The sequence below is a fragment of the Streptomyces sp. NPDC006365 genome (assembly GCF_042870755.1).
GTDB classification, from domain to species: domain Bacteria; phylum Actinomycetota; class Actinomycetes; order Streptomycetales; family Streptomycetaceae; genus Streptomyces; species Streptomyces xiangluensis.
This window is the reverse complement of the sequence record NZ_JBIAHS010000009.1, coordinates 223,581-245,714: the sequence shown is the minus strand read 5'-3', so window position 1 is coordinate 245,714 and position 22,134 is coordinate 223,581. Positions and strand designations below refer to the sequence as shown.

Here is a 22,134-nt window from a genome sequence, read left to right as displayed (position 1 = left end):
GGCATGGCTCAGGGCACCGTCAAGTGGTTCAACGCGGAGAAGGGGTACGGCTTCATCGCGGTCGACGGTGGTGCGGATGTATTCGTCCACTACAGCGCGATTCAGATGGACGGCTACCGCACCCTGGAAGAGGGTCAGCGAGTTGAGTTCGAGATCTCGCAGGGCCAGAAGGGGCCGCAGGCGGACATGGTCCGCGTGGCCGGCTGAAGCACGCGCCGACTGATCTGCAGCGACACGTTCTTCTTCCGAAGGGCTCGTACCTCAAGGGGTACGGGCCCTTCGGCATGTCTGTCGGCACCCCGCCCGCACTGTGGCAGCCGCTTGCACTCGACCACCCCGAGTGCTAATCATTGGCGTTAGCACTCTGAAGGTGAGAGTGACAACGAGGACCGGGTCGGTGAGGCCCGCAGGCCAAGTGGGGCAAGGAACCACGGGGCAGGCAGGCCGTCCGTCGCGGGCGCCAGCGCGGTCCGGAGCAATCCACCCCAGTCCGGGAGGACCACTTCACATGGCCAAGATCATCGCGTTCGACGAGGAGGCGCGGCGCGGCCTCGAGCGCGGGATGAACCAGCTCGCCGACGCCGTCAAGGTCACCCTCGGCCCCAAGGGCCGTAACGTCGTCCTCGAGAAGAAGTGGGGCGCCCCCACGATCACCAACGATGGTGTTTCCATCGCCAAGGAGATCGAACTCGAGGACCCGTACGAGAAGATCGGCGCCGAGCTGGTCAAGGAAGTCGCGAAGAAGACGGACGACGTAGCCGGTGACGGCACGACGACCGCGACCGTCCTGGCCCAGGCGCTGGTCAAGGAAGGCCTCCGCAACGTCGCCGCCGGTGCCAACCCCATGGCTCTGAAGCGCGGTATCGAGAAGGCCGTCGAGGCGGTCTCCGGTGCCCTGCTCGACCAGGCCAAGGACGTGGAGACCAAGGAGCAGATCGCTTCGACCGCCTCCATCTCCGCCGCCGACACCCAGATCGGCGAGCTCATCGCCGAGGCCATGGACAAGGTCGGCAAGGAAGGCGTCATCACCGTCGAGGAGTCCCAGACCTTCGGTCTGGAGCTGGAGCTCACCGAGGGTATGCGCTTCGACAAGGGCTACATCTCGGCGTACTTCGCCACCGACATGGAGCGTATGGAGGCCGTCCTCGACGACCCGTACATCCTGATCGCCAACTCGAAGATCAGCGCCGTCAAGGACCTGCTGCCGCTCCTCGAGAAGGTCATGCAGTCCGGCAAGCCGCTGCTGATCATCGCCGAGGACGTCGAGGGCGAGGCCCTGTCGACCCTGGTCGTCAACAAGATCCGCGGCACCTTCAAGTCCGTCGCCGTCAAGGCTCCGGGCTTCGGTGACCGCCGTAAGGCCATGCTCGGCGACATCGCCATCCTCACGGGCGGCGAAGTCATCTCCGAGGAGGTCGGCCTCAAGCTGGAGAACGCGACCCTGGACCTCCTGGGCCGCGCCCGCAAGGTCGTCATCACCAAGGACGAGACCACGATCGTCGACGGTGCCGGCGACACCGAGCAGGTCGGCGGCCGGGTCAACCAGATCCGCGCCGAGATCGAGAACTCCGACTCGGACTACGACCGCGAGAAGCTCCAGGAGCGCCTGGCGAAGCTGGCCGGCGGCGTGGCCGTCATCAAGGCCGGTGCCGCCACCGAGGTCGAGCTCAAGGAGCGCAAGCACCGCATCGAGGACGCCGTTCGCAACGCGAAGGCTGCCGTCGAGGAGGGCATCGTCGCCGGTGGTGGCGTGGCCCTGCTCCAGGCCACCACGGTCTTCGAGAAGCTGGAGCTCGAGGGTGACGAGGCGACCGGCGCCAACGCCGTGAAGCTCGCCCTGGAGGCCCCGCTCAAGCAGATCGCCGTCAACGGTGGTCTCGAAGGCGGCGTCGTCGTGGAGAAGGTCCGCAACCTTCAGGTCGGCCACGGTCTGAACGCCGCGACCGGCGAGTACGTCGACATGATCGCCGAGGGCATCATCGACCCGGCGAAGGTCACGCGTTCCGCGCTGCAGAACGCCGCGTCCATCGCCGCGCTGTTCCTCACCACCGAGGCCGTCATCGCCGACAAGCCGGAGAAGGCCGCGGCCGGCGCCGGCGCCGGCGGCGGCATGCCGGGCGGTGACATGGACTTCTGATCCGGTTCTTTCGCCGGGGCGGACCCTCCCCCAAGCTCTCGGCTTCGCTCGAGCAGGGGGGACCCCCAGTCCAGTACCGAGGGCGGCATCCCTGTTCGCAGGGGTGCCGCCCTCGGGCGTATCCGGGGGTGTCCTGGGGTGCGTGTGTCGTGGACGTGGCCGGGATCACAGGGGATGGAGTGGCACGGCGGAATGCCGGTGGTGGGTGGGTAGTTGACGCGTACGTGCGGTAGATGCGTATGCACATACCGTTCGGAATGCCGTGCCTGCTCGATGTCTGCCCGACCCCTCCGAGGAGTCCCACACGTGACTGCGACCGCCTCCGCCTCCCGCGCGGCCCAGATTCTGTCCCGGCCCGTTTCCCTGAACGGCCTCACCGTCCCGAACCGGATCGCGATGGCGCCCATGACCCGGGAGTTCTCGCCGGGCGGTATCCCGGGCGAGGACGTGGCCTCGTACTACGCGCGCCGGGCCGCCGCCGGTGTCGGTCTGATCGTCACCGAGGGGACGTACGTCGGTCATGAGTCGGCCGGGCGGAGCGACACCGTCCCGCGCTTTCACGGCGACGAGCAGCTGGCCGGGTGGGCGAAGGTCGCCGAGGCCGTGCACGCGGCGGGCGGGACGATCGTGCCGCAGCTGTGGCACATCGGCATGGTGCGGTCCGCCGGTGAACCCCCGTTCGCGGACGCCCCGGCCATCGGCCCGTCCGGCATCCGCCTCGACGGCACCGAGGGCATGGGCAAGTCCATGACCCCGGCCGACCTGGACGACGTCATCGCGGCCTTCGCCGAAGCCGCTGCCGCCGCCGAGCGGATCGGCTTCGACGGAGTCGAACTGCACGGCGCGCACGGCTACTTGATCGACCAGTTCCTGTGGTCCGACACCAACCGCCGTGCCGACGAGTACGGCGGCGACCTGGTGGCCCGTACGAGGTTCGCAGCGGAGATCGTGGCGGCGGTACGCGCGGCGGTGTCGCCCACCTTCCCGGTGATCTTCCGCTACTCGCAGTGGAAGTCGGGGGCGTTCGACGCCCGTCTCGCTCACTCCCCGTCGGAACTTCAGGCCCTCCTGACCCCGCTGGCCGAGGCAGGCGTGGACGCCTTCCACGCCTCCACGCGCCGCTACTGGCTGCCGGAGTTCGACGGCTCGGACCTGAACCTGGCGGGCTGGACGAAGAGGCTCACCGGCAAGCCCGCCATCACCGTCGGCTCGGTCGGCCTCGACGGCGACTTCGTCCGGGCGTTCGCCGGTGAGGGCTCGACGGTCAGGGGCCTCGACGATCTGCTGGACCGTCTGGAGGCCGAGGAGTTCGACCTCGTCGCCGTCGGGCGCGCCCTGCTCCAGGACCCTCAGTGGGCGGCGAAGGTGCTTGAGGGCCGCTTCGGTGAGCTGGCGCCGTACGACGTGGCGTCGCTGGGATCGCTGAGCTGAGCCGAGCCGAGCCGAGCCGAGCCGGTTGGCTGGTCGGTTCGGAACTCCCCTTCCCCTGCCCTCAGGACGTCTCCTTCTGCCGCCGGATGTACTCCTTGGCCAGCCGCATCTCCTCCTCGGCTTCGGCGGTGAACGGGCGACGCAGCAACGGTTCGGCGAGCCACCGCAGCGGGGGCTGGAACCGGAAGTTCAGGCGACACGACGTCCGATCGCGCTCCGGACTGCTCCGCGGTGCTGAGCGCCGACCATTCCCGAAGACGTCCATGACTCGTCCACGAGTCGCCGCAAGCACAGAGGTATTTGGCATGCCCGTGAAAGAAACGCTCTGCCGAGCGGGTCGGCGGCCTCGGCGCGCGGAGGGCGCACTGGCCGTACGGCAGCTGCTTGGCCAGCGTCTTTACGGAGATGTCGGCGCCCGCCCGGGAGTCGGTCGATGTACGCGGCGATGGCGGCTTCGCGAGGTGGGTGGTGGGCGAAGTCGTGGGCGGTGCGGGGGAGTTGGTCGGGTGCCTCGCGTTTTCCGTAACCCGGGTTTGCCATCGAGTGGGGGAGTGCGTGCGCGGGGAGGAAGGCAGCACTAGGCTTGGCGTCAGCCATGGGATCGATGAGTCCGACCTCGTAGGTCAAACCCCCGCAGGTGTTACCGCACCTGGCGGGGGTTGTTCGTTATGCGGGCACGCTAGCCTCTCGTGACTTTGCGTGGCAAGCCGAATGCGTCCAGTCAACACGCCGGTGATAGGGCGGGTTGAGGCCCTCTACCCATTCCTTGCAAAGAGGGCTCGGAGCTGAGGGCTTGAGCTTCGGCAACGTTGGTGGGCAGGAAACTGCCGGACACTGCACAAGCTTTTGCGGTGCGGGCGATGGCAGGGTTCCGCATATGACGGATGTCGGGGCAGTGATCTTCCGTGCGGTCGCCGTCCGGGTGCGCGCCGACGCGTATGGCCTGCACTCCCGGACGCTGCTGCGCCACCGGGACGTGCCGTGGTCCGATGTCGCCGACCTGCGCGTACTCCTGCAAGTCCACCGGAACGGTGAGTTCCGTAGGGTCAACGTGGCACTGCGCGACGGGCGCAAATGGACACTGCCCCTGCCGTACAGCGGCTCGGCCGACTTCGAGCCGGACTTCGAAGCGAAGCTGGACGCGCTCCGCGCGCTCCACCGCCGTTACGGAACCCCGCAGTCGAGCCATGTCCCCGTCATCTCGCGCCGCAGCGCCGGGTACGGCCGGGCCTGGGTGCTGAGTCTGTGCGCGCTGCTGCTGCTCGCGGGCGCGGTCGTGGCCGCGGCGTTCGTGCCGCACGCCGCTTCGGTGCAGCAGGCGTGGAAGTCGGCTACTCCGTGCACCGCCGAGACGCCTGCCACGGAGCGCCGTGAGTGCCTGAGCACCCTGTCGGCCGTGATCGCGAAGACCGAGGCCGGCGGGCCGAGGCAGAGCAGTTGGCTGTACTTCGCCGACAACCGGCCGCTGGAGCGTCTCTCGGTCGCTGAAGAGGCAGCCGAGGCGTTCCAGCCCGGCGACAGCGTCGAACTGACCGTCTGGCGTGGCCAGGTGAGGGAGGTCGCCGGAGAGCGTTACGTGTGGCGCGAGCACATCAACCCGCCTGGGGAGGTGGCCGTCATCGCGGCCCTGTGCGCCCTCGGTGCGGGCTACCCCGGCGCCCGGCTGCTGGTGCGCCTGCGCGGGCGCCGGCTGCCCGACGACGAGGTCCTGCCGTCGGCACTTCCGTTCGTGGGCGTGCTCGTCGGCACCGCCCTGTGGCTGCTGCCGCTCTGCTACCTCTACCCCACGACCCTGCTCACCTCGCCCGTGGCGATCAAGTGGGCGGCTGCGGGCTCACTGGCCACGCTGGGCCTCTTCATCTGGGCCTGGCGCGCCACCCGCGTCCGTACGCCAGGGGAGGCCGGAACGAGCGAGGAGTCCGCCGCGAAGGGGACGGGGATGGAAAAGGATGTGTTCTTGTCCGCCCGCTTTCTGGATCACACGGACTACAACCCGCACGACTTCGGCACTCACATCGTCCTCGGCGGCGGCCCGCCCGCGGTGACGCCCCACTCCGGCCCGGGCAGGTTCTCGGCGAAACCGATCCCGGTGGAGCGGCTCACCGTCAAGAACGTGCGGCGCGCCCGGGGCGAGGACGGCGACATGATTTCCAGAAGCTGGCACGTCGCCGAACTCGACGACGCGGGCAGACCGGTCCGCCTTGCGGCGGCTCCGGCCGACCTGAACCGCATCATCCGCGAGCTGAGGGCACTCAGCCGCGCTTGAGGTCCTCGACGAACGCCGACCACGCCTCGGCCCGGAACGCGAGCTTCGGGCCGTGGGGGTTCTTGGAGTCGCGGACGGGGACGACAGCGGGGTGGCCGTCGGCGACCTCCAGGCAGTCGCCGCCCTGGCCGCCGCTGTACGTCGACTTGCGCCAGCGGGCGACTTCCAGGCAGTTGCCGCCCTCGCCGCCGCTGTAGCTGGACTTGTACCAGGTGGCAGTGCTCAGGTCGTACTCACGGATGCTCGTGTCCATGCTCGTAATCCTGCGCCACCGATTCGATCAAGGCCAGGGAGTCGTGTGGAGAAAGCGCCGCAGCTTGGAGGAGGTTGAACATCAGCGTGTGGCGGGCGACCGTGGCGGGGTCGTCCAGCAGTTTGCCCATGTCCGGTGCTTCCACGAAGGCTGGGGCGCTGCAATGTGCGTACGGCGGAGCGGCTCGCCGCCGTGCTGCGCGGGGCGGGCGGTCAGCCGTGAGTGGCGGGACCCGCCGGTCGTACGCCGTTGATGTGCGGGGCGGGCGGGTCGGTGAGGTCATGGGGCGCGAGGGCGGTTACGTACAGCTGCGGCCCGTGGGCGGCGGGCGCGAGTGGGACTGCCCGCCAGAAGCGCTGATAGCGGTCGGCTGGGTGCTGCGTGGGCTCTCGTTACGGTGGCTCCACGCGGCGGGCCAGCTTCCTGCCCCATCTCTGGCTCGGCGCTTCGATGTAACGGTGGGTCAGCACGCACAGCGGTAGCAGTACTGCGAAGAACGCCACCGAGAGGACTGGGTTGTCCCGCCGCCACCGGCCGAGCGTGCCGTCGATCACCGTCAGCAGCACCGGATGTACCAGGTAGACGGAGTAGCTGATCGTTCCCAGTCCGGTCAGCCAGCGCGGTATTCGGCGGTGGCGCAACGCCAGTCCGACGCCGAAGGTGAGTACGGCCAGCAGGAAGGCCACGATCCAGCCGCGTCGTGTGGAATGGGGTCCGTCGCCGTGCCTGTACGCACTCCCCACGGCGCAGGTCAGCACCACGGCAATCGTGCAGGCCGCGTACCGCCACGTGATTTGACCGCGCTCGGCTCTGTGGACGGCGGTGCCGAGGAACATCACGGCGAGGATCACCAGGCCCTCCCACATGGGGACCGTGCCGTTGAAAGAAACCAGGACGAGCGCCAGTACTCCGCCCAGCACACCCCCGAACACGCGAAGCACCCGTGACCCGGCGCTCGCACAGCCAATGGCGACCACCATGGCGATCGAGGCGAGTGCGATCAGCCGGCCGGTGCCGATCGCGCCGGAGAGGGCGGAGACCGGCAGCGCCGCTCCTGCCGTCACGCTTACGGCGGCGAGCACGGCCAGGGTGATGGCGACCGCTGCCGACCGCTGGTGCCGACGGACCGTGAAGAGCGCGACGACCAGCAGGTAGAAGGCCATCTCGTACGAGAGCGTCCACAGGACGAGGAGGAGATTGGGCGTCCCCAGCAGCTCTTGGAACAGGGTGACGTGGGCAACGGCCGCTGTGGCAGCGCTCTGTCCGGCGAAGTCGCGCATCTCCGCGATGCCCGTCAGGTTGAGGACGAGGATCGTGGTGACGACAGCCGCCGCCAGCGGGTAGATGCGGAAGACCCGTCCGATCCAGAACGTCCGGACGCAGCCCCGGCGTTCGAGCGACGCGGGGATGATGTAGCCGCTGACGAGGAAGAACACCATGATGCCGTAGCGGCTGGTGTTGAACTCCGGCATCAACTCCCGGCGGAACTCCGGCATGAAGGTGTACGACGCGTGGTCGAAGACCACGACGAGGGCGGCGATGCCGCGCAGGGCGTCCAGCCGGCCCAGCCGTGACGATGAGGATTCCATCCCTGGGATCGAGCGGTCAGTCGTCCGAAGGGGTGGGCTTCACCGGGACGCAGGACTTGACCATGTGGGACTTGACCTCGTCCTTGGTCAACGCCTTGTTCGCGAGGACCAGCGTGCTGCCCCGGTGCAGGGTGACTGACGAGCTACGGACGGGGACAGGGATGCCCTGCTTGGTGACCGCCCGAAGCTCGAGGACGGCATCGTCACCCCACGACGTGCAGGTGTCACCGCGATCGACATTCTCCAGGGCCACGGCCACCTTGACGCCCCACGGCCGCAGTTCCCCTGCGAGTTCCTGCTGAGCGTCGATGTCGATGCCCCGGTGGTCCTTGACGGTGAGCGTGACACTTCCGTCGCCGTTGCGCTCCACCGCGTACGCCTTCGAGTCGGCCGCCGAACCGGGCACGAACACGACGGCGAGCCCGGCCAGCGCACAGGCAGCCGCGGCGAGGGCGATCCGGCGAGGCGTGAACAGACGGCGCGCGGAAGGGTTCGGCTCGGGCTCGCGGAGTTCGATCTCCCTCTTCAGCTCGTCCAGCAGTCGGTCCTCGAACGTCGGCCTCGTGCTCATGCCTCTCCCCCTACGACGTACACCAGTGAGGCGTCCGGCGCCTGCGCGGTCGTGGAGTCCGCCTCCGCACGCAGCGCCTTGCGCGCCCTGTGGAGTCGGACCCGCGCCGTGACCTGGCGGATGCCCAGCGCGGCCGCCGCCTCTGTGACCGTGAGCTGGTCGACCGCGATCAGCTCCATGACGGCCCGCTCGCCCTCGGGAAGCCTCGCGAGTGCGGACAGGGCGCGTCGCCCCGGGCTCTCCGCGTCGAGCCGGTCCTCGATGCGGGCGATGTCGTCGGCCTCCAGCAGCCGCCGCCCGGACAAGCGCAGATCGCGTGCGGTCTCCCGGGCCACCCGGCGGCGCTCCGACGACACGACGTTGCGCGCGATGCCGTACAGCCAGGCCGTCTCGCTGCCGAGGCCCGGCCGGTAGGTGTGGGCCGAGTCGAGGACGGCGAGGAAGATCTCCGCCGTGAGGTCGGCCGCGGTGTGCGGGTCGTCGACTCGCCGGGCCACGAAACGCATCACCGCGTCCACGTGGCGCCGGTAGAACTCCTCGAAGAGCTGCGGATCACGTACCGCCGCAGCGGGCCCACCCCGTAACCGTTCCGCGCCATCCACTGGCCACTCCCTCTCGTCGGACCCTGGCTTCACCTGTTCTTGGGCCGAGGCACGAAAAGCGTTACAAGCGGGAGTGCGGCGCTCCTAGAGGTTGCCCATGGGCTCGATGTCGACCTTGCGCGGTTCGCCCCAGATGCGTAGAACCTCGTAGTCCGTGAACTCGTGGACCAGGCGGTAGGCCATGCCGGGGTGGGGGCTGCGGCGCTGGGCGGCAAGGTACTGCTCCGCCTCCTGCTTGTCGCGGCGGGGTGTGCCGCAGAGCTGCCAGACCTGGCCGGTCCACATCTCGGGGAGCCAGCGCTGCTGGGGCTGGGGGCGGTCGCCCCGTACGCCGTAGCGGGACTTCGTGCGCTCGAGCGTCTCGTCCGGGGTGGTCGGACGGCCCTGGGAGAACGAGTCGTTGACCTTCGAGCGGCGTGCGATGCGGCGGCGGGTCTCGCAGAGCAGGCACAGGTCGGGGGCGTCCTCGTCGACCGGGCCTGTGGGGTGCTCGGCGCAGCGCGTGGTGGGGGCCGCCGTGGTGACCGTTTCCTCCAGGAGGTCCAGCGCGCGCTTCAGGTCCGCCTTGACCTCGTGCAGCTTCGCGTCGGGTGTGTCCGAGCCCAGTGCCTCGCCGTGCTCGCCGAGAAGCCGCAGGGCGCGGCCCAGAGCGTTCAGCTGTGCGTGGTTCATGGTGGTCGTCCCCTCCCGGGAGCCGTGCTGCCGACGCCCCCAAGAATCACATGCGCCACTGACAAACACCCCAGGAGCCCGGGGGCAGGCGGATCAGGCGGAGCTCAGTCGCTTGCGAGGGCCGCCTGAAGAGCCGCCCGGAGGTGGCCGTTCGCCTCGGTGAGCAGGCGGGCGGCGGTCGCGGCGTCGACGTCGGCGAGGAGGACGAGGATCGCGTTCTTCGTCTCGCCGTCGACCGCGCTCAGGGCCGCCTCGATCTGGTCGTCCGGCGCACCCGTGGCCAGCGCGACGATACGGCGTGAACGGGCTCGGAGCTTGTCGTTCGAGGCTCGCACGTCGACCATCAGGTTCCCGTACGTCTTGCCGAGGCGGATCATCGTGATCGTCGACAGCAGGTTGAGGACCAGCTTCTGGGCCGTACCCGCCTTCAGGCGCGTCGAGCCGGTCAGCAACTCGGGACCCACGACCACCTCGATGCCGTGCTCGGCCGCCGCCGCGAGCGCGCTGTCCGCGTTGCAGGACAGGCCGATGGTCAGGGCGCCGAGTGCCCGCGCGTGTTCCACCGCGCCGATCGCGTACGGGGTCCGGCCGGAGGCCGAGACACCGACCACCGCGTCGTCGGCGGTGATGCCCAACGCGGCCAGGTCCTCGGCCGCCAGCTCCTTGGAGTCCTCGGCGCCTTCGATGGAGTTGACCGTGGCGCTCGGGCCGCCCGCGATCAGGCCGACGACCTCGGAGGGGTCCGTGTTGAAGGTGGGCGGGCACTCGGACGCGTCGAGGACGCCGAGGCGGCCCGCGGTGCCCGCGCCCGCGTAGACCAGGCGTCCGCCGCGCGCCATACGGTCCGCGATGGCGTCGATCGCGGCGGCGATACGCGGGAGCTGCGCGGCGACGGCGGTCGGTACGGTCGTGTCCTCGCCGTTCATGATCTTCGCGATCTCAAGGGTGGGCAACTGATCGATCCGGGCAAGCTCGGGACGGAACGCCTCGGTGGTCAGGGTCTCCAACTCATCCCGTACGTCACGGAAGTCGGAGGTGGAGTTGGCTTGGCGGTCGGAGGAGGCGTCGGCGGGGGAGGTCATGTGGGTCGGCTCTTTCCGGTGTTCGTTCCGGTGCTGGCTTTCTTTACTCGTACGCGAGCACTTGTACGCGAGCCATGGGCTCAGCGCTGGGAGCCGCGCGGGCTGTGGCGGTGCGCGAGCGCCTCGTAGGAGGCGGCCAGCGCGGGCGCCGCCGTCTCGTACGTCCGCTGGGCCACTCCTATGAACAGGCAGTCCACGACCAGCAGTTGGCTCGTACGGGACGACATGGCGGCCGGTCGCAACTCGCTCTCACGGGCCGTGGACGTGGTGAGGACGTGGTCGGCGTACTGCGAGACCGGGCCGTCCGGGCGGCCGGTGATCGCGACCGTCGTGGCGCCCCGCTCGAAGGCGACCCGTAGCGGCTCGATGACGTCGCCGGTCGAACCGGAGTGGGTGATCGCGATCGCCACGTCCTTGGCGCGCAGCTGCACGGCGTTGGTGACCGCGAGGTGCGGGTCGCTGAACGCGTGGGCTATGAGGCCTATCCGCAGGAGCTTCTGGTGGAGGTCCTGGGCGACCAGGCCGGAGGCGCCGACTCCGTAGACGTCGATACGGCCGGCCGCCGCGAGCGCGGAGACCGCCGCGCCGAGCTGGACCGTGTCCAGGCCGGCCGCGGTGTCGGCGAGGGTCTGCTGCTCGTCGTACGCCAGTTTCGCCACGACGTCGGCGATCGGGTCGTCGACTGCGATGTCGGCCGTGACGGCGGGGGCGCGGCCTGACTGCTGGTGGGCGGCGAGGCCGGCGAGGGCCAGGCGCAGGTCGCGGTAGCCGGGGTAGCCGAGGAGGCGGGCGGTGCGGACGACTGTGGCCTCGCTGGTGCCGGTTCGCTCCGCCAGGCCGGTGACTGTGAGGGCCGCGCAGCCTGCGGGGTCGCCGGCCACGGTTTCGGCGACCCGCTGCATGGATCGGGTCATCGACGGGGCGAGCGTGCGCACTTTGGCCGCGAGGGCTGCCGGTGCCGGTGGCGTCTCGCCGGCGAAAATTTCCTTCACGTTCGGGGTCACCTCTGAAAGGTATTTTCGGTGGACTGGAGGGTCAAGGGGTGGCTCGGAGGCGCTTTCGTCTGCGGGTCCGATGTGGCTGCTCGCTCCCATCACGCCCCTGACTGCGCGCAGTCGCTTGTGCCGTAGGCGCACAATGGGCGTATGGAACAGCCCGCCTTCCCACACCCCGTCAGCCCGATGGAACAGGCACTGCATGCCGCTCGTGCGCTCGTGATCGCCGATCTCGTCGCGGGCGATGTCGCCGACGCCGATGTCGTTTCGCTTGTCGAGGCGTCTGTGGTGCAGCGGCGATGGTGGGTGGAGCAGTGGCCGGAGGGTGTGGAGTATGTGGCGGGGCTGGTTGCCCAGGACGTGCAGGACTCGTTGCTCGAACGGTACGGGCGGTGGCCGCTGTGCCCGGTCTGCGGCGCCGGCGACCCGCACGCCCTCGATGTCGAACCTGAACTCGGGCCCGATCCGCACTGGGTGTGCCACAAGGCGGGCGTGAAGGTCTCGGCGGTGGGCTCGCTCGGCTCGGCCACCGGTGGTCCTGGTGGTCCCGGCGGGGCGCGCGCCTCGTGACGGTCTACATCGATCCGCCCGACTGGCCGGGCCACGGTCACATGTGGTCGCATCTGATCAGCGACGTCTCGTTCGACGAACTGCACCTGTTCGCCGCGGAGCTGGGCGTCCCGCGCCGGGCCTTCGAGCGGGACCACTACGACATTCCGTCGCATCGGTACGCGGACGTCGTGCGCGCCGGAGCGGTCGAGGTCAGCAGCCGCGAAGTGGTGCGGCTGCTCTACGGGGCGGGGCTGCGCAGGCCCAAGAGAGGTACGCAGCCACGTACTTAGGCCGGATCGCCGGCGCGGAGCTCGTACACGTACCGCTCCCCGTCCTCCCGCACACGCGTGAAGCCCGCACGCGACACCACACCCTGGGAAGGGGTGTTGGCGCGGTCGATCGTCGCGAACAGCAGCTTCACGTCGTCGCGTGCCAGCGCCCACGCGGACAGTGCGCGCAGCGCCTCCGTGGCGTAGCCGTTGCCGCGGGCCGGTTCGGCCAGGTCGTAGCCGATCTCGACGCGGCCCTCGTCGTCGGGGGTGCTGTGGAAGCCCATGCCGCCGATGGCGCGGCCGTCCGACGTGCGCACCAGGATGAACACGCCCCACTCCGGGCGATGCGTCCCCGTCTCGTACGCCTTCACGACCAGCCCGGCGGCGACGTCCGTGCCCTCGCAGGGGCCGCCCTCGATCCACTCGAAGCCGCCCGTGCCGCCGATCTGCAGATCGGCGGCGGCAGCGGGCGTGATCCCTTGCAGGGTGAGCCGTTCGGCGGGGATGACGAGGTTGTTGTTCCAGCGCCACTCGGTGACCGGCGCGCGGCCGGGCAGTTCGCCGCGGCCGGTCGCCCACAGGAGGGTGCGCCAGTGGTCGGGTCCTGGCTGGACGTGCGGGAAGATCCGGGTGAGTACGTCCTCGCAGAGGTCGGCCGGAGGCTCGTACGCGATCCCCAGCCCCTCGGCGATGTCATGCGTGTGCAGGAGCACCTCGGCGATGCCCATCGCGGCGAAGCCCTCGCGGTTCGCGCTGCGGAAGGGGTACGGGTGGAAGGCCCGCGCCTCGCGCGGCGCGGTGCGGACGGCTGCGGCGAGCAGGGCGCCGGTCGCCTCGATGACGTCCAGGACGTCGTGGGGGCTCTCGCACTCGGTGCAGTCGATGCGGAACGGTACGTATCGGTCGGTGGGGCGGCCCGCCAACTGCCCCGCGTACGCGATGAGATCCGACGCGATGTGCTCCGCCGTCCTGCGGCAACTCCAGTCGAGGCGGCCCGCCTTGACGCCCCAGTCCCGCTCCCCGGCCGCCGCCCGCAACACCGCCACGGAACCCGCGACGGCTTCCGCTATCTGCTCCCCGCCCATGTCTCGCATGGGGGCGACGATAGGTGCTCGGCTCGCGGAACGGCACCGAATAACCGAGCAGCAGCCAACCGGACGGTGGCTAACCGGCCAGCAGCTCCAGCTCGGCGCCGATGTTGTAGCGCGCCGTCGCCTCCCATTCCGCCGCCCCGTACGGCGTGCGGAAGAGGTGGGGGAGGGCGAGGAGCTGACGCAGCACCGCGGCACGGCCCTCGCGGAAGGCTTCGGAGGGGACGAAGGCGTACTCCTCGCGGATGGCGGCCGTATAGACGGCGTACGTCTTCGGGGGCGCGGCCAGGATCGCCAGGTCGGCGTCGCAGAGCACCTGGCCGTTGAGGTCGTCGTCCGACGGGTCGTGGGTGACCGTGAGGCGGACCAGGCGGGCGACCTCGGCCGTCTTCTCCGGCGGGAGGCCGGCTTCGGTCAGGGCGCGTTCGGCCAGGCGCGCGGAGCGTTCCTCGTTCTCGGAGCGGTCGGGGAGGTAGACCGCGTCGTGGAACCACGCGGCGAGGCGCACCAGGTCCGGGTCGTCCGCGTACTGCTCCAGTACGTCGATGTGGTCCACGACCGCCGTGAGGTGATCGAGCGTGTGGTACCGGCGCTGCGGTTCGGACCAGCGGGTCAGGAGGTCGTCGGCGTACGGGGCGGGGTCGGGGGTGCTGGTGGTGCGGGCCCTTTGCAGGGTGTGGAGCCAGCGTGTGCGCAGGGCTTCGGAGTCGGCCATGGGGCCATTGTTCCTCTCCACCGCGTACCCTTGAATTGGACTAGACCTGTAGCTGTCCTAGTCGTCGAGCCTCACAAGGGAAGAGGTCCTGATGAGCAAGCGTGCAGTCCTGGAGGTGATCGCCCTCGACGCCGAGGACGCGGTCGCCGCCCGGGCCGGGGGCGCGGACCGCCTCGAACTGGTCACCGACATGGCGGCCGACGGGCTCACCCCGTCGGTCGGGACCTTCGCGGAGATCCGGGCCGCCGTCGACATCTCGCTGCGCGTGATGCTGCGGCTGGGGGACGGGTTCGCCGCCGGTGACATCGAGGAACTGGTGCGCGCCGCGCGGGAGTTGCGGGGTGCGGGGGCCGACGAGTTCGTGCTCGGGTTCCTGGACGAGGGCGGCGGCGTGGACGTGTCCGCGGTGGAACGGATCGTCGCCGAACTGGACGGCTGCCGCTGGACGTTCCACCGCGCGATCGACCGGGCGGCGGACCGCGACGCCCTGCGCAAGCAGCTCGCGGATCTGCCCGGGCTCGACACGTACCTCTCGGCGGGCTCGGCGGCCGGTGTCGACGACGGCCTCGCCACGCTGCTCGCCGAGGCGGCGCGGCGCGGGGAGCCGGGCTATGAGCAGCGGCTCATGGTGGGCGGGGGGCTCCGGCTCGACCACCTACCCCGGCTGCGGGCCGCCGGAGTGGACGCCTTCCACATCGGCGGGGCGGCGCGGCCCGGCGGGTGGGCGCAGCCCGTCTCCTCCGCCGCTGTACGCGAGTGGCGGGCGGCGATGGACGAGTAGCCGTCGCGGGCGGACGACTCAAGGCGCTCACCGGAAGCCGCATACCAAAGTGGCAGTGCCGTAGACCATCGGCTGATGACGGATGTTTCGTCGCTCACCACACTGAGGGCTGCGCGGCAGAAAACGGGTGGAGGGCGCATGAGCGTGGATATGCAGAAGGAGCCGGACGCACGGGCAGGCCGGAAGGACCGGGCCGACCAGCCAGGCCGGGCCGACGGGACCGCCCGGGCCGACCAGCCCACCGTGCTCGCCGAGTCGACCTGGGGCGTCCTGGCCCTCTGCGTCGTGGCCGGAGCCGTGGTCGGTGAGCTGGTCAGGCTGCTCGCCGGGTGGCTCGTGACCCTGCGCTGGGCGCCTTTCAAGGGCCCGGCGAAGCTGTTGGACTCGGTCCCCGAGCCATGGGTGACCATCGGCGCGGTGGCCGTCGGCGCACTGCTGGGCCTCTTCGCGTCCTTCGTCCTGCTGCACGAGTCGCTGTCCGTCCGCGTCTGCGACCGCCATGTGGTGCTCACCATCCGGGACGAGTCCGAGGAGTTCGCGCGGGACAAGATCCGCCTGGCCTTCCCGGACGGCAAACAGCTCGTGCTGCTCGGCCACCACAGCGAGGAACTCGCCCGGGAGGACTGCGGCCTGGACAAGCGGCGCCTCGCCGACGCCTTCACCGAGCACGGCTACACCTGGGCGGACGCCGACCCGCACCTGGCCGAGTTCCGGCGCTGGGTCCCGGACACCCCGGGCCTGCCCGAAGGGGCGAACGCCCTGTTCATGGCCCGCGAGAAGGCGCTCAAGAAGCAGGGCGACGCCGAGGACGCGCGGGAGCTGCGCAAGGAGCTGTCGAAACTCGGCGTCGTCGTGCGCGACAAGGACAAACGGCAGTACTGGCGGCTGCCCTCGGTGAACTGACCCGTGAACCGACCTGTGGATCAGGCCAGTTGGGGCGGCAGCGGTGCCGAATGCGTCACGATCAGGCCCGAGACGGCTCGGGTCAGGGTGACGTACAGGCGGCGCAGGCCGGTGCGTTCGTCCGGCTCGGCGTCGACGATGGCACGGGGCTCGTCCAGGACCACGTAGTCGTACTCCAGGCCCTTGGCGAGCGAGGCCGGGACGAGGGTGAGACGGGTCTCGTACGTCGTCTCCTCGCCCGGGCCGAGATACGTGATCCCCATCGCCGTCAGCGCCTCGGCCAGTGCCGGGATGCGGGCATCGGCCGCGATCAGGCCGACCGAGCCCTCCTGATGCAGCAACTCCTCGCAGGCGTCCACCACTTCGGCGTCGCCGGCAGATGTACGTACCTCGAAGAAACCCGGATTCTCGCGGACCGAGGTCACCGGAGTGAGCCCGGGCGCGATGTGCGGGAGGAGCCTGGACGCGTACGTGATGACGTCCGTCGGGACGCGGAAGCCGGCCGTCAGTTCCTCGACGACCGCCTGCTGCTTGCCCAGGTGGGCCAGGGCCTCGCCCCAACTGCGCGTCGCCCAGGGCGTGGTGCCCTGCGCCAGATCGCCGAGCACGGTCGCCGAACCCGTCGTGCAGCGCCGGCCCACCGCCCGGTACTGCATGGGGGAGAGGTCCTGCGCCTCGTCGAGCACCACATGCCCGAGCGAATGCGTGCGCTGGACGAGATCCGTGGCCTCGTCGATCAGCACGGCGTCCGCGGCGGACCACTTGGCGGACTTCGGCGACCGTGCGGGCCTGGCCCACAGGATGGCCTTCTGTTCGTCCTCGGTGAGGACACCGTCCGCGTGTACGGCGAGGAAGTCGGCGTCGGAGAGCAGGCGCAGCACCAGCCGGGCCGGGTCGACCGGCGGCCAGATCGCCTTCACCGCCGCCTTCACGGCGGAGTTGCGGGCCACGGCGTCCTGCACGCGGTCGTCCGGGGCCTCGCCGGACCGCTCCATCTGGACGAGCACGGCGTGGGCGATGCGCTGTGGCAGGGCCTCGCGGGCGGCGCCGTAGCGGATGTCGCGGTCGAGCAACTCCTGGACGATCTCCTCGAGTTCGTACGCCGGGACGCGCCAGCGTCGTGAGCCGCGTACGACGACGACCGGCTCGGTCGGCATCGTGACGTGCGAGCGCACGGCGCGGCGCAGGACCTCGGCCATGCGGACGTCGCCCTTGACGAGGGCGGTCGGTGCGTCGTCCGTGCCGCGTACCTCGACGTGCGCGACGAGGTCGTCGACCGTCGATTGCCTGACCTCCAACTCGCCCAGCGCGGGGAGTACTTGCTCGATGTAGTGGAGGAAGGAACGGTTGGGGCCGATGACGAGGGTGCCGGTGCGGGCGAGCCGCTCGCGGTGGGCGTAGAGGAGATACGCGACCCGGTGCAGGCCCACCGCCGTCTTTCCGGTGCCCGGACCGCCCTGCACGCACACGGTGCCGCCCAGTCCGCTGCGTACGATCTCGTCCTGCTCGGGCTGGATCGTCGCCACGATGTCGCGCATCGGGCCGACGCGCGGGCGCTCGATCTCCTGCTGGAGGAGCCTGCTGGTGACGGCGCCCCCGGCGGAGCCGGAAAATGTCACTGCGGTGGGGTCGGTGAGGTGTTCGTCCTCGTACGCGGTGAGGTCGCCGCCCGTGTACCCGAAGCGACGGCGCAGCGCGATGTCCATCGGGTCCTTCCGGGAGGCCCGGTAGAACGGCTGCGAGACCGGGGCGCGCCAGTCGATGACCATGGGATCGCCGTCGGCGTCGTGGACGTGGCGGCGCCCGATGTAGAAGCGCCCGCCCGTCTCCCACCGCCGCCCTTGCAAGGAAGGCGCTTCGCGGCTCTTTGACTCTTCCGCTCCCTCCGCCTGTTCGGCGCCCGGCTCGTGCAGGTAGTCGAGGCGGCCGAAGAACAGCGGGGTGTGGGCGAGGTCCGCGAGGGACCTGATGCGCTCGTCGATCTGGTGGGTGAGGGCTTCCGTGTTGACCCAGTTCGCGGTGACGTCCCGGATGTCGAGCGACTCGACGTCCTCGCGCATGGCGCGGAGGGCGGCACGGGAACCGGCGAGGTGGGCGCGCTCGCGGGAGAGCGGGTCGTGGGGGTCGACGGGGTCGAGAGGGTCGGCGGGCGGGGTGGACACGGCGGGTGCCTCCGGGCGTGGTCAGGGGCCATGCAGGGGTTCGGCTGCGTGGCGATCTGCTGCGTGGGTGTGCCTCGTCGCCGTACGAGTGCGTACGTGCCTGTGCGTTTCTTACGGCGGGGCGGGACCGGCCGGTTTCCGTCCGGACGGCAGCCATCCACGGGGGAGGCGGGCAAGAGCGGAGATCTTAGGGCAGGGGCGGATGACGGGGCCAATGATTTATTGCGCGGCCCCTCCTCCTGCGGTACTCCCTGGCGGGTACTCCCCCTAGTGGGTCCCTAGGGGGACGGGTAGGCCCAGAGGCGTATGCGGAGGTCGCGAAGGTTGGGCCCTTGGGCCGATGTCACCTGAATGGCCGAATCGCATCATGGAAACATGAGTGCAGCGACCTTCACCCCAGCTTCCGGGCCCGCCCGGCACGGTCCGCCGGCCGGTGCGACCGCCCTCGACGACCGTCACCACCGCCATCTCCTCGGCGACGCCCTGCACGCCGTCAAGGTCTTCGCGACCGCCGCCTTCGGTGTGATCGTGCTCGGGGAGTACGGCGAGGAAGCGGGCGTACGCCGCCGGCGGTGAGCCTGGTTCCGCCGGAGCCCTCTTCCTCCCGGCTCAGCTCTCCGTCAGCAACTCGTCCGCGTCCACGATCCGGTACGCATACCCCTGCTCCGCCAGAAACCGCTGCCGATGAGCGGCGAAGTCCTGGTCAAGCGTGTCGCGAGCGACCACCGAGTAGAAGTGCGCCTGGTGTCCGTCCGCCTTCGGACGCAGTACACGACCGAGACGCTGCGCCTCCTCCTGTCGGGAGCCGAACGTTCCCGAGACCTGGATCGCGACCGTCGCCTCCGGCAGGTCGATCGAGAAGTTCGCGACCTTCGACACGACCAGCACGCCGATCTCACCCTGCCGGAACGCCTCGAAGAGCTTCTCCCGCTGAGCGTTGCTGGTCTCGCCCTTGATGACCGGCGCGTCCAGATGCTCGCCCAACTCGTCGAGCTGGTCGATGTACTGGCCGATGACGAGCGTCTGCTGCCCCGCGAAGCGACGTACCAGCGCCTCCGTGACCTTCCGCTTGGTCTCGGTGGTCGCGCAGAAGCGGTACTTCTCCTCGGTCTCGGCCGTCGCGTACGCCAGCCGCTCGGCGTCCGTCAGATTCACCCGGACCTCGACGCAGTCCGCGGGCGCGATATAGCCCTGCGCCTCGATCTCCTTCCAGGGCGCGTCGAAACGCTTCGGGCCGATGAGCGAGAACACGTCCGACTCGCGTCCGTCCTCCCGTACGAGCGTCGCCGTCAGGCCGAGCCGACGGCGCGCCTGCAGATCCGCCGTGAATTTGAAGACGGGAGCCGGCAGCAGGTGCACCTCGTCGTAGATGATCAGCCCCCAGTCACGGGAGTCGAACAGCTCCAGATGCGGATAGATGCCCTTCCGCTTCGTCGTCAGCACCTGGTACGTGGCGATGGTGACCGGCCGGATCTCCTTCCTCGTACCGCTGTACTCCCCGATCTCCTCCTCCGTCAGCGACGTACGCCGTACCAGCTCGTGCTTCCACTGACGCGCGGAGACGGTGTTGGTGACGAGGATGAGGGTGGTGGCCTTCGCCTGAGCCATCGAACCGGCGCCGACCAGCGTCTTCCCGGCGCCACAGGGGAGTACGACAACCCCCGAGCCGCCGTGCCAGAAGTTCTCCACGGCCTGCTTCTGGTACGGCCGCAGCGCCCAGCCGTCCTCGGCCAGCTCGATCGGATGGGCCTCGCCGTCGACGTATCCGGCGAGGTCCTCGGCCGGCCAGCCCAGCTTCAGCAGCGTCTGCTTGATCTGCCCGCGCTCGGAGGGGTGCACGGCCACGGTGTCCGGGTCGATCCGGGCGCCCACGAGCGGCATGACCCGCTTCGAGCGAAGGATCTCCTCGAGTACGGGCCGGTCGGTCGTCGTCAGCACCAGCCCGTGGGCCGGGTGCTTGGACAGGGTCAGCCGCCCGTACCGGTCCATCGTCTCCGCGATGTCGACCAGCAGCGCATGCGGCACCGGATACCGGCTGAACTGCACCAACGCGTCCACGACCTGCTCGGCGTCATGCCCGGCGGCCCGCGCGTTCCACAGTCCCAGCGGCGTCACCCGATACGTGTGGATGTGCTCGGGCGCCCGCTCCAGCTCCGCGAACGGCGCGATGGCCCGACGACAGTCGTCCGCCTGCTCGTGATCGACCTCGAGCAGCAGAGTCTTGTCGCTCTGGACAATAAGTGGACCATTCACACGAGGCACCCTTTCCGGTCGGCCAAACGTCCAGTGTGCCTGATCATCGGCGTCTGCGGTCGTGGACGGGGTGGACGCCCGCGTCCGGCGCTCCCTGGTCGCGTCCGGTCCGCGGACGTAACAGGCCGCTGCCCTACATCCCCCACTTCCTGTCCTATTGGATGTCTTTTCATTCCAATGAGTGGTGGGAATTCTGATTTGCGGCTTCGGTTCCGAAGAATGGCGGACCGTGCAGGTAACTCGCAGGCGGCCTCTGAGGCCCACCGCATCCCCTCCCACCACGACGCTCGGCTACGCCCTGTTCGCCACCAGATGGCTCCAAGCGCCGTTGTACTTCGGCCTGGTGGCCGCCCAGGCCGTGTACGTCTACAAGTTCTTCAGCGAGCTGCGGAATTTAATCCTCCAGATCGTGGGCGGGCAGGCGACCGAGACGTACGTCATGCTCGCCGTGCTCAAGCTCGTCGATGTCGTGATGATCGCCAACCTGCTGATCATGGTGATCGTCGGTGGCTACGAGACCTTCGTCTCGCGTATCGGACTCCAGGGCCACCGCGACCAGCCCGAGTGGCTCTCGCACGTCAACGCCAACGTGCTGAAGGTGAAGCTCGCCACCGCCATCGTGGGCATCTCCTCCGTCCACCTGCTCCAGATGTTCGTGGACGTGCACCACACCTCCCGCCACTCGCTGATGTGGGGAACGGTGATCCACATGGCGTTCATCGTCTCGGCGGCGATCCTCTGGTACATGTCCGGGGCGGGAGCGGCCGGGGCGGTTGCTGCCCACGCGGGTCACGATGTGCCCGAGGTCCACGCTTCCCCGGAGCCCGAGCCCGAGCCCGAGCCTGAGCCGAAGACCAAGCCCCAGCCGGAGCCGATGCCCACGCCCGTCTCGACTTCACCCGCCTCGACTTCACCCGTCTTGATCCCGGCCCAGTCGGCTGACCGGTCGGCCGCCCGGCCGACCGTCCACTCGGCGTTTCCCTCCTCCGCCGAGCCCTCCGCGTCGTACGAACGCCCTGTGACCGTCCCCGGGACCGAGACCCGTATCCGGGACGCCGGTTTCCCCTCCCGGAAGCTGCTGGAGGAGTTCGACGAGCGTCACCCGAGGTCCTTCGACCGCGAGACCGTCGCCCGCCTCGGCAAGCTGGACTTCGTCACCGCCCGCGGGAACGTGGTGTTCGTCGGGCCTCCCGGCACCGGCAAGACGCATCTCGCCGTCGGGCTCGGCGTGCGGGCCTGCCAGGCGGGGCACGGGGTGCTGTTCGCGACCGCCGCGGAGTGGGCGTACCGGCTGATCGCGGCACGGGACGGCGGGCGGCTCGCCGAGGAACTTGCCGTCCTCGACGCGTACCCTCTGCTGATCATCGACGAGGTCGGCTACGCCCCCTTCGACGCGGCCACCGCCCATCTGCTCTTCCAAGTCGTCGCCCACCGCTATGAGCGGGCTTCGCTGATCGTGACCAGCGACCGCCCCCTCGGCCGGTGGGAGGAGATCTTCGGCGGCGCCGCCCCCGCCCTGGTCGACCGTCTCGCGCACCACTCGGAGATCGTCCGGATCGACGGGGACAGCTACCGCATGCGGCGGGCTATTTCATCGTGGGCAGACTGACGTTGTTGACCAGCGGCCCCTCTACGGTGAGCCCTTCCGTGACGAGGGACTCGGCCGCGGGGGCCGGCAGAGGCAGCGGCAGTGCGGGCGAGGCCTGGGCCTGAGAGGCGAGTACGCCGACGAGGGCGACCGCGGCGAGCAGGGTGGTGGTGGCGACAGCACGAGAACGCATGACTACTTTGAGGCCTTTCGGAAACA

Annotated in this window: 25 protein-coding genes; 11 read left to right on the top strand and 14 right to left on the bottom strand. The window is 69.8% G+C overall.

Features of this window, described 5'->3' with window-relative positions; genetic code table 11:
- The first annotated feature begins 3 nt into the window (after positions 1-3).
- The 3 genes from ACFYO0_RS25345 (at position 4) to ACFYO0_RS25335 (ending at position 3,568) form a co-directional block, all read left to right on the top strand.
- Positions 4-207 (top strand): cold-shock protein, encoded by a 204-nt coding sequence (locus ACFYO0_RS25345; protein ID WP_003986833.1) that lies wholly within the window; start codon positions 4-6, stop codon positions 205-207.
- A 301-nt stretch (positions 208-508) separates the two neighbouring features.
- Positions 509-2,137, top strand: a complete 1,629-nt coding sequence (gene groL, locus ACFYO0_RS25340; RefSeq protein WP_388680049.1) for a chaperonin GroEL — start codon at positions 509-511, stop codon at positions 2,135-2,137.
- A gap of 306 nt (positions 2,138-2,443) precedes the next feature.
- Positions 2,444-3,568, top strand: a complete 1,125-nt coding sequence (locus tag ACFYO0_RS25335; protein WP_388680046.1) for an NADH:flavin oxidoreductase — start codon at positions 2,444-2,446, stop codon at positions 3,566-3,568.
- A gap of 61 nt (positions 3,569-3,629) precedes the next feature.
- Here ACFYO0_RS25335 and ACFYO0_RS25330 read toward each other — a convergent pair whose 3' ends face one another.
- Positions 3,630-3,833: a hypothetical protein gene (locus ACFYO0_RS25330; protein WP_388680044.1), complete on the bottom strand. Its 204-nt coding sequence runs from the start codon at positions 3,831-3,833 to the stop codon at positions 3,630-3,632.
- 612 nt (positions 3,834-4,445) lie between these two features.
- Between ACFYO0_RS25330 and ACFYO0_RS25325 the strand changes: the two genes are divergently transcribed.
- Complete coding sequence (locus ACFYO0_RS25325; protein ID WP_388680041.1) at positions 4,446-5,834, top strand: PH domain-containing protein; 1,389 nt, start codon at positions 4,446-4,448, stop codon at positions 5,832-5,834.
- Here ACFYO0_RS25325 and ACFYO0_RS25320 read toward each other — a convergent pair.
- Positions 5,821-6,087 (bottom strand): DUF397 domain-containing protein, encoded by a 267-nt coding sequence (locus ACFYO0_RS25320; RefSeq protein ID WP_388680038.1) that lies wholly within the window; start codon positions 6,085-6,087, stop codon positions 5,821-5,823. The two genes, ACFYO0_RS25325 and ACFYO0_RS25320, sit on opposite strands and share 14 nt — an antisense overlap.
- Positions 6,068-6,217 carry a Scr1 family TA system antitoxin-like transcriptional regulator gene (locus tag ACFYO0_RS25315; protein WP_388680036.1) on the bottom strand — a complete coding sequence of 50 codons (150 nt, stop codon included), beginning with the start codon at positions 6,215-6,217 and terminating at the stop codon, positions 6,068-6,070. The genes ACFYO0_RS25320 and ACFYO0_RS25315 overlap by 20 nt, the downstream gene beginning before the upstream one ends.
- Before the next feature lie 88 nt (positions 6,218-6,305).
- Between ACFYO0_RS25315 and ACFYO0_RS25310 the strand changes: the two genes are divergently transcribed.
- Positions 6,306-6,569: a hypothetical protein gene (locus ACFYO0_RS25310; RefSeq protein WP_388680033.1), complete on the top strand. Its 264-nt coding sequence runs from the start codon at positions 6,306-6,308 to the stop codon at positions 6,567-6,569.
- On the opposite strand, the gene ACFYO0_RS25305 is transcribed toward ACFYO0_RS25310, so the two are convergent.
- The 6 genes from ACFYO0_RS25305 to ACFYO0_RS25280 form a co-directional block, all read right to left on the bottom strand.
- Positions 6,480-7,676: an acyltransferase family protein gene (locus ACFYO0_RS25305; RefSeq protein ID WP_388680030.1), complete on the bottom strand. Its 1,197-nt coding sequence runs from the start codon at positions 7,674-7,676 to the stop codon at positions 6,480-6,482. The two genes, ACFYO0_RS25310 and ACFYO0_RS25305, sit on opposite strands and share 90 nt — an antisense overlap.
- Before the next feature lie 16 nt (positions 7,677-7,692).
- Complete coding sequence (locus tag ACFYO0_RS25300; protein WP_388680028.1) at positions 7,693-8,247, bottom strand: hypothetical protein; 555 nt, start codon at positions 8,245-8,247, stop codon at positions 7,693-7,695.
- Positions 8,244-8,849 (bottom strand): RNA polymerase sigma factor, encoded by a 606-nt coding sequence (locus ACFYO0_RS25295; protein ID WP_388680026.1) that lies wholly within the window; start codon positions 8,847-8,849, stop codon positions 8,244-8,246. Before ACFYO0_RS25295 ends, ACFYO0_RS25300 begins: the two co-directional genes overlap by 4 nt.
- 84 nt (positions 8,850-8,933) lie before the next feature.
- The gene (locus ACFYO0_RS25290; RefSeq protein ID WP_388680023.1) at positions 8,934-9,521 is read right to left on the bottom strand and encodes a hypothetical protein; all 588 of its coding nucleotides are present in this window, start codon (positions 9,519-9,521) and stop codon (positions 8,934-8,936) included.
- Between the two features lie 104 nt (positions 9,522-9,625).
- Entirely contained in the window at positions 9,626-10,603 is a 978-nt protein-coding gene (gene murQ / locus ACFYO0_RS25285) for an N-acetylmuramic acid 6-phosphate etherase (RefSeq protein WP_388680021.1), read from the bottom strand.
- 80 nt (positions 10,604-10,683) lie between these two features.
- A complete protein-coding gene (locus ACFYO0_RS25280; protein WP_165345075.1) occupies positions 10,684-11,607 on the bottom strand; it encodes a MurR/RpiR family transcriptional regulator in 924 nt (307 codons plus the stop codon).
- A 141-nt stretch (positions 11,608-11,748) separates the two neighbouring features.
- Between ACFYO0_RS25280 and ACFYO0_RS25275 the strand changes: the two genes are divergently transcribed.
- Both ACFYO0_RS25275 and ACFYO0_RS25270 read left to right on the top strand, forming a co-directional pair.
- Positions 11,749-12,168: a hypothetical protein gene (locus ACFYO0_RS25275; RefSeq protein WP_388680018.1), complete on the top strand. Its 420-nt coding sequence runs from the start codon at positions 11,749-11,751 to the stop codon at positions 12,166-12,168.
- Positions 12,165-12,440, top strand: a complete 276-nt coding sequence (locus ACFYO0_RS25270; protein WP_388680015.1) for a DUF4031 domain-containing protein — start codon at positions 12,165-12,167, stop codon at positions 12,438-12,440. Before ACFYO0_RS25275 ends, ACFYO0_RS25270 begins: the two co-directional genes overlap by 4 nt.
- Here ACFYO0_RS25270 and ACFYO0_RS25265 read toward each other — a convergent pair.
- A complete protein-coding gene (locus ACFYO0_RS25265; protein ID WP_388680013.1) occupies positions 12,437-13,516 on the bottom strand; it encodes a GNAT family N-acetyltransferase in 1,080 nt (359 codons plus the stop codon). The genes ACFYO0_RS25270 and ACFYO0_RS25265 overlap by 4 nt on opposite strands.
- 70 nt (positions 13,517-13,586) lie before the next feature.
- A complete protein-coding gene (locus ACFYO0_RS25260) occupies positions 13,587-14,228 on the bottom strand; it encodes a hypothetical protein (protein ID WP_388680011.1) in 642 nt (213 codons plus the stop codon).
- 91 nt (positions 14,229-14,319) lie between these two features.
- Here ACFYO0_RS25260 and ACFYO0_RS25255 point away from each other — a divergent pair, with 91 nt between their 5' ends.
- Both ACFYO0_RS25255 and ACFYO0_RS25250 read left to right on the top strand, forming a co-directional pair.
- On the top strand, positions 14,320-15,009 hold the full coding sequence (locus ACFYO0_RS25255; RefSeq protein WP_388680009.1) for a copper homeostasis protein CutC: 690 nt from the start codon (positions 14,320-14,322) through the stop codon (positions 15,007-15,009).
- Positions 15,010-15,147: 138 nt separating this feature from the next.
- Positions 15,148-15,912, top strand: a complete 765-nt coding sequence (locus ACFYO0_RS25250; RefSeq protein ID WP_388680007.1) for a hypothetical protein — start codon at positions 15,148-15,150, stop codon at positions 15,910-15,912.
- Between the two features lie 20 nt (positions 15,913-15,932).
- Here ACFYO0_RS25250 and ACFYO0_RS25245 read toward each other — a convergent pair whose 3' ends face one another.
- Complete coding sequence (locus tag ACFYO0_RS25245; protein WP_388680004.1) at positions 15,933-18,074, bottom strand: HelD family protein; 2,142 nt, start codon at positions 18,072-18,074, stop codon at positions 15,933-15,935.
- A gap of 375 nt (positions 18,075-18,449) precedes the next feature.
- Here ACFYO0_RS25245 and ACFYO0_RS25240 point away from each other — a divergent pair, with 375 nt between their 5' ends.
- A complete protein-coding gene (locus ACFYO0_RS25240; RefSeq protein WP_344394423.1) occupies positions 18,450-18,650 on the top strand; it encodes a hypothetical protein in 201 nt (66 codons plus the stop codon).
- 33 nt (positions 18,651-18,683) lie between these two features.
- On the opposite strand, the gene ACFYO0_RS25235 is transcribed toward ACFYO0_RS25240, so the two are convergent.
- The gene (locus ACFYO0_RS25235) at positions 18,684-20,327 is read right to left on the bottom strand and encodes a DNA repair helicase XPB (protein ID WP_388679999.1); all 1,644 of its coding nucleotides are present in this window, start codon (positions 20,325-20,327) and stop codon (positions 18,684-18,686) included.
- A gap of 229 nt (positions 20,328-20,556) precedes the next feature.
- Between ACFYO0_RS25235 and istB the strand changes: the two genes are divergently transcribed.
- The gene (istB, locus tag ACFYO0_RS25230; RefSeq protein WP_388679997.1) at positions 20,557-21,936 is read left to right on the top strand and encodes an IS21-like element helper ATPase IstB; all 1,380 of its coding nucleotides are present in this window, start codon (positions 20,557-20,559) and stop codon (positions 21,934-21,936) included.
- On the opposite strand, the gene ACFYO0_RS25225 is transcribed toward istB, so the two are convergent.
- A complete protein-coding gene (locus ACFYO0_RS25225) occupies positions 21,914-22,108 on the bottom strand; it encodes a hypothetical protein (protein WP_388679995.1) in 195 nt (64 codons plus the stop codon). The two genes, istB and ACFYO0_RS25225, sit on opposite strands and share 23 nt — an antisense overlap.
- Between the last annotated feature and the right edge of the window lie 26 nt (positions 22,109-22,134).

What these genes read in the sequence shown, in the direction of transcription:
- ACFYO0_RS25320 (WP_388680038.1), bottom strand. Translation starts at nt 6,087, where the DNA reads ATGGACACGAGCATCCGTGAGTACGACCTGAGCACTGCCACCTGGTAC.
- ACFYO0_RS25275 (WP_388680018.1), top strand. Translation starts at nt 11,749, where the DNA reads ATGGAACAGCCCGCCTTCCCACACCCCGTCAGCCCGATGGAACAGGCA.
- ACFYO0_RS25325 (WP_388680041.1), top strand. Translation starts at nt 4,446, where the DNA reads ATGACGGATGTCGGGGCAGTGATCTTCCGTGCGGTCGCCGTCCGGGTG.
- ACFYO0_RS25240 (WP_344394423.1), top strand. Translation starts at nt 18,450, where the DNA reads ATGAGTGCAGCGACCTTCACCCCAGCTTCCGGGCCCGCCCGGCACGGT.
- ACFYO0_RS25305 (WP_388680030.1), bottom strand. Translation starts at nt 7,676, where the DNA reads ATGGAATCCTCATCGTCACGGCTGGGCCGGCTGGACGCCCTGCGCGGC.
- ACFYO0_RS25330 (WP_388680044.1), bottom strand. Translation starts at nt 3,833, where the DNA reads ATGGACGTCTTCGGGAATGGTCGGCGCTCAGCACCGCGGAGCAGTCCG.
- murQ (WP_388680021.1), bottom strand. Translation starts at nt 10,603, where the DNA reads ATGACCTCCCCCGCCGACGCCTCCTCCGACCGCCAAGCCAACTCCACC.
- ACFYO0_RS25315 (WP_388680036.1), bottom strand. Translation starts at nt 6,217, where the DNA reads ATGGGCAAACTGCTGGACGACCCCGCCACGGTCGCCCGCCACACGCTG.
- groL (WP_388680049.1), top strand. Translation starts at nt 509, where the DNA reads ATGGCCAAGATCATCGCGTTCGACGAGGAGGCGCGGCGCGGCCTCGAG.
- ACFYO0_RS25300 (WP_388680028.1), bottom strand. Translation starts at nt 8,247, where the DNA reads ATGAGCACGAGGCCGACGTTCGAGGACCGACTGCTGGACGAGCTGAAG.
- ACFYO0_RS25255 (WP_388680009.1), top strand. Translation starts at nt 14,320, where the DNA reads ATGAGCAAGCGTGCAGTCCTGGAGGTGATCGCCCTCGACGCCGAGGAC.
- ACFYO0_RS25265 (WP_388680013.1), bottom strand. Translation starts at nt 13,516, where the DNA reads ATGCGAGACATGGGCGGGGAGCAGATAGCGGAAGCCGTCGCGGGTTCC.
- ACFYO0_RS25250 (WP_388680007.1), top strand. Translation starts at nt 15,148, where the DNA reads ATGAGCGTGGATATGCAGAAGGAGCCGGACGCACGGGCAGGCCGGAAG.
- ACFYO0_RS25345 (WP_003986833.1), top strand. Translation starts at nt 4, where the DNA reads ATGGCTCAGGGCACCGTCAAGTGGTTCAACGCGGAGAAGGGGTACGGC.
- ACFYO0_RS25290 (WP_388680023.1), bottom strand. Translation starts at nt 9,521, where the DNA reads ATGAACCACGCACAGCTGAACGCTCTGGGCCGCGCCCTGCGGCTTCTC.
- ACFYO0_RS25225 (WP_388679995.1), bottom strand. Translation starts at nt 22,108, where the DNA reads ATGCGTTCTCGTGCTGTCGCCACCACCACCCTGCTCGCCGCGGTCGCC.
- ACFYO0_RS25260 (WP_388680011.1), bottom strand. Translation starts at nt 14,228, where the DNA reads ATGGCCGACTCCGAAGCCCTGCGCACACGCTGGCTCCACACCCTGCAA.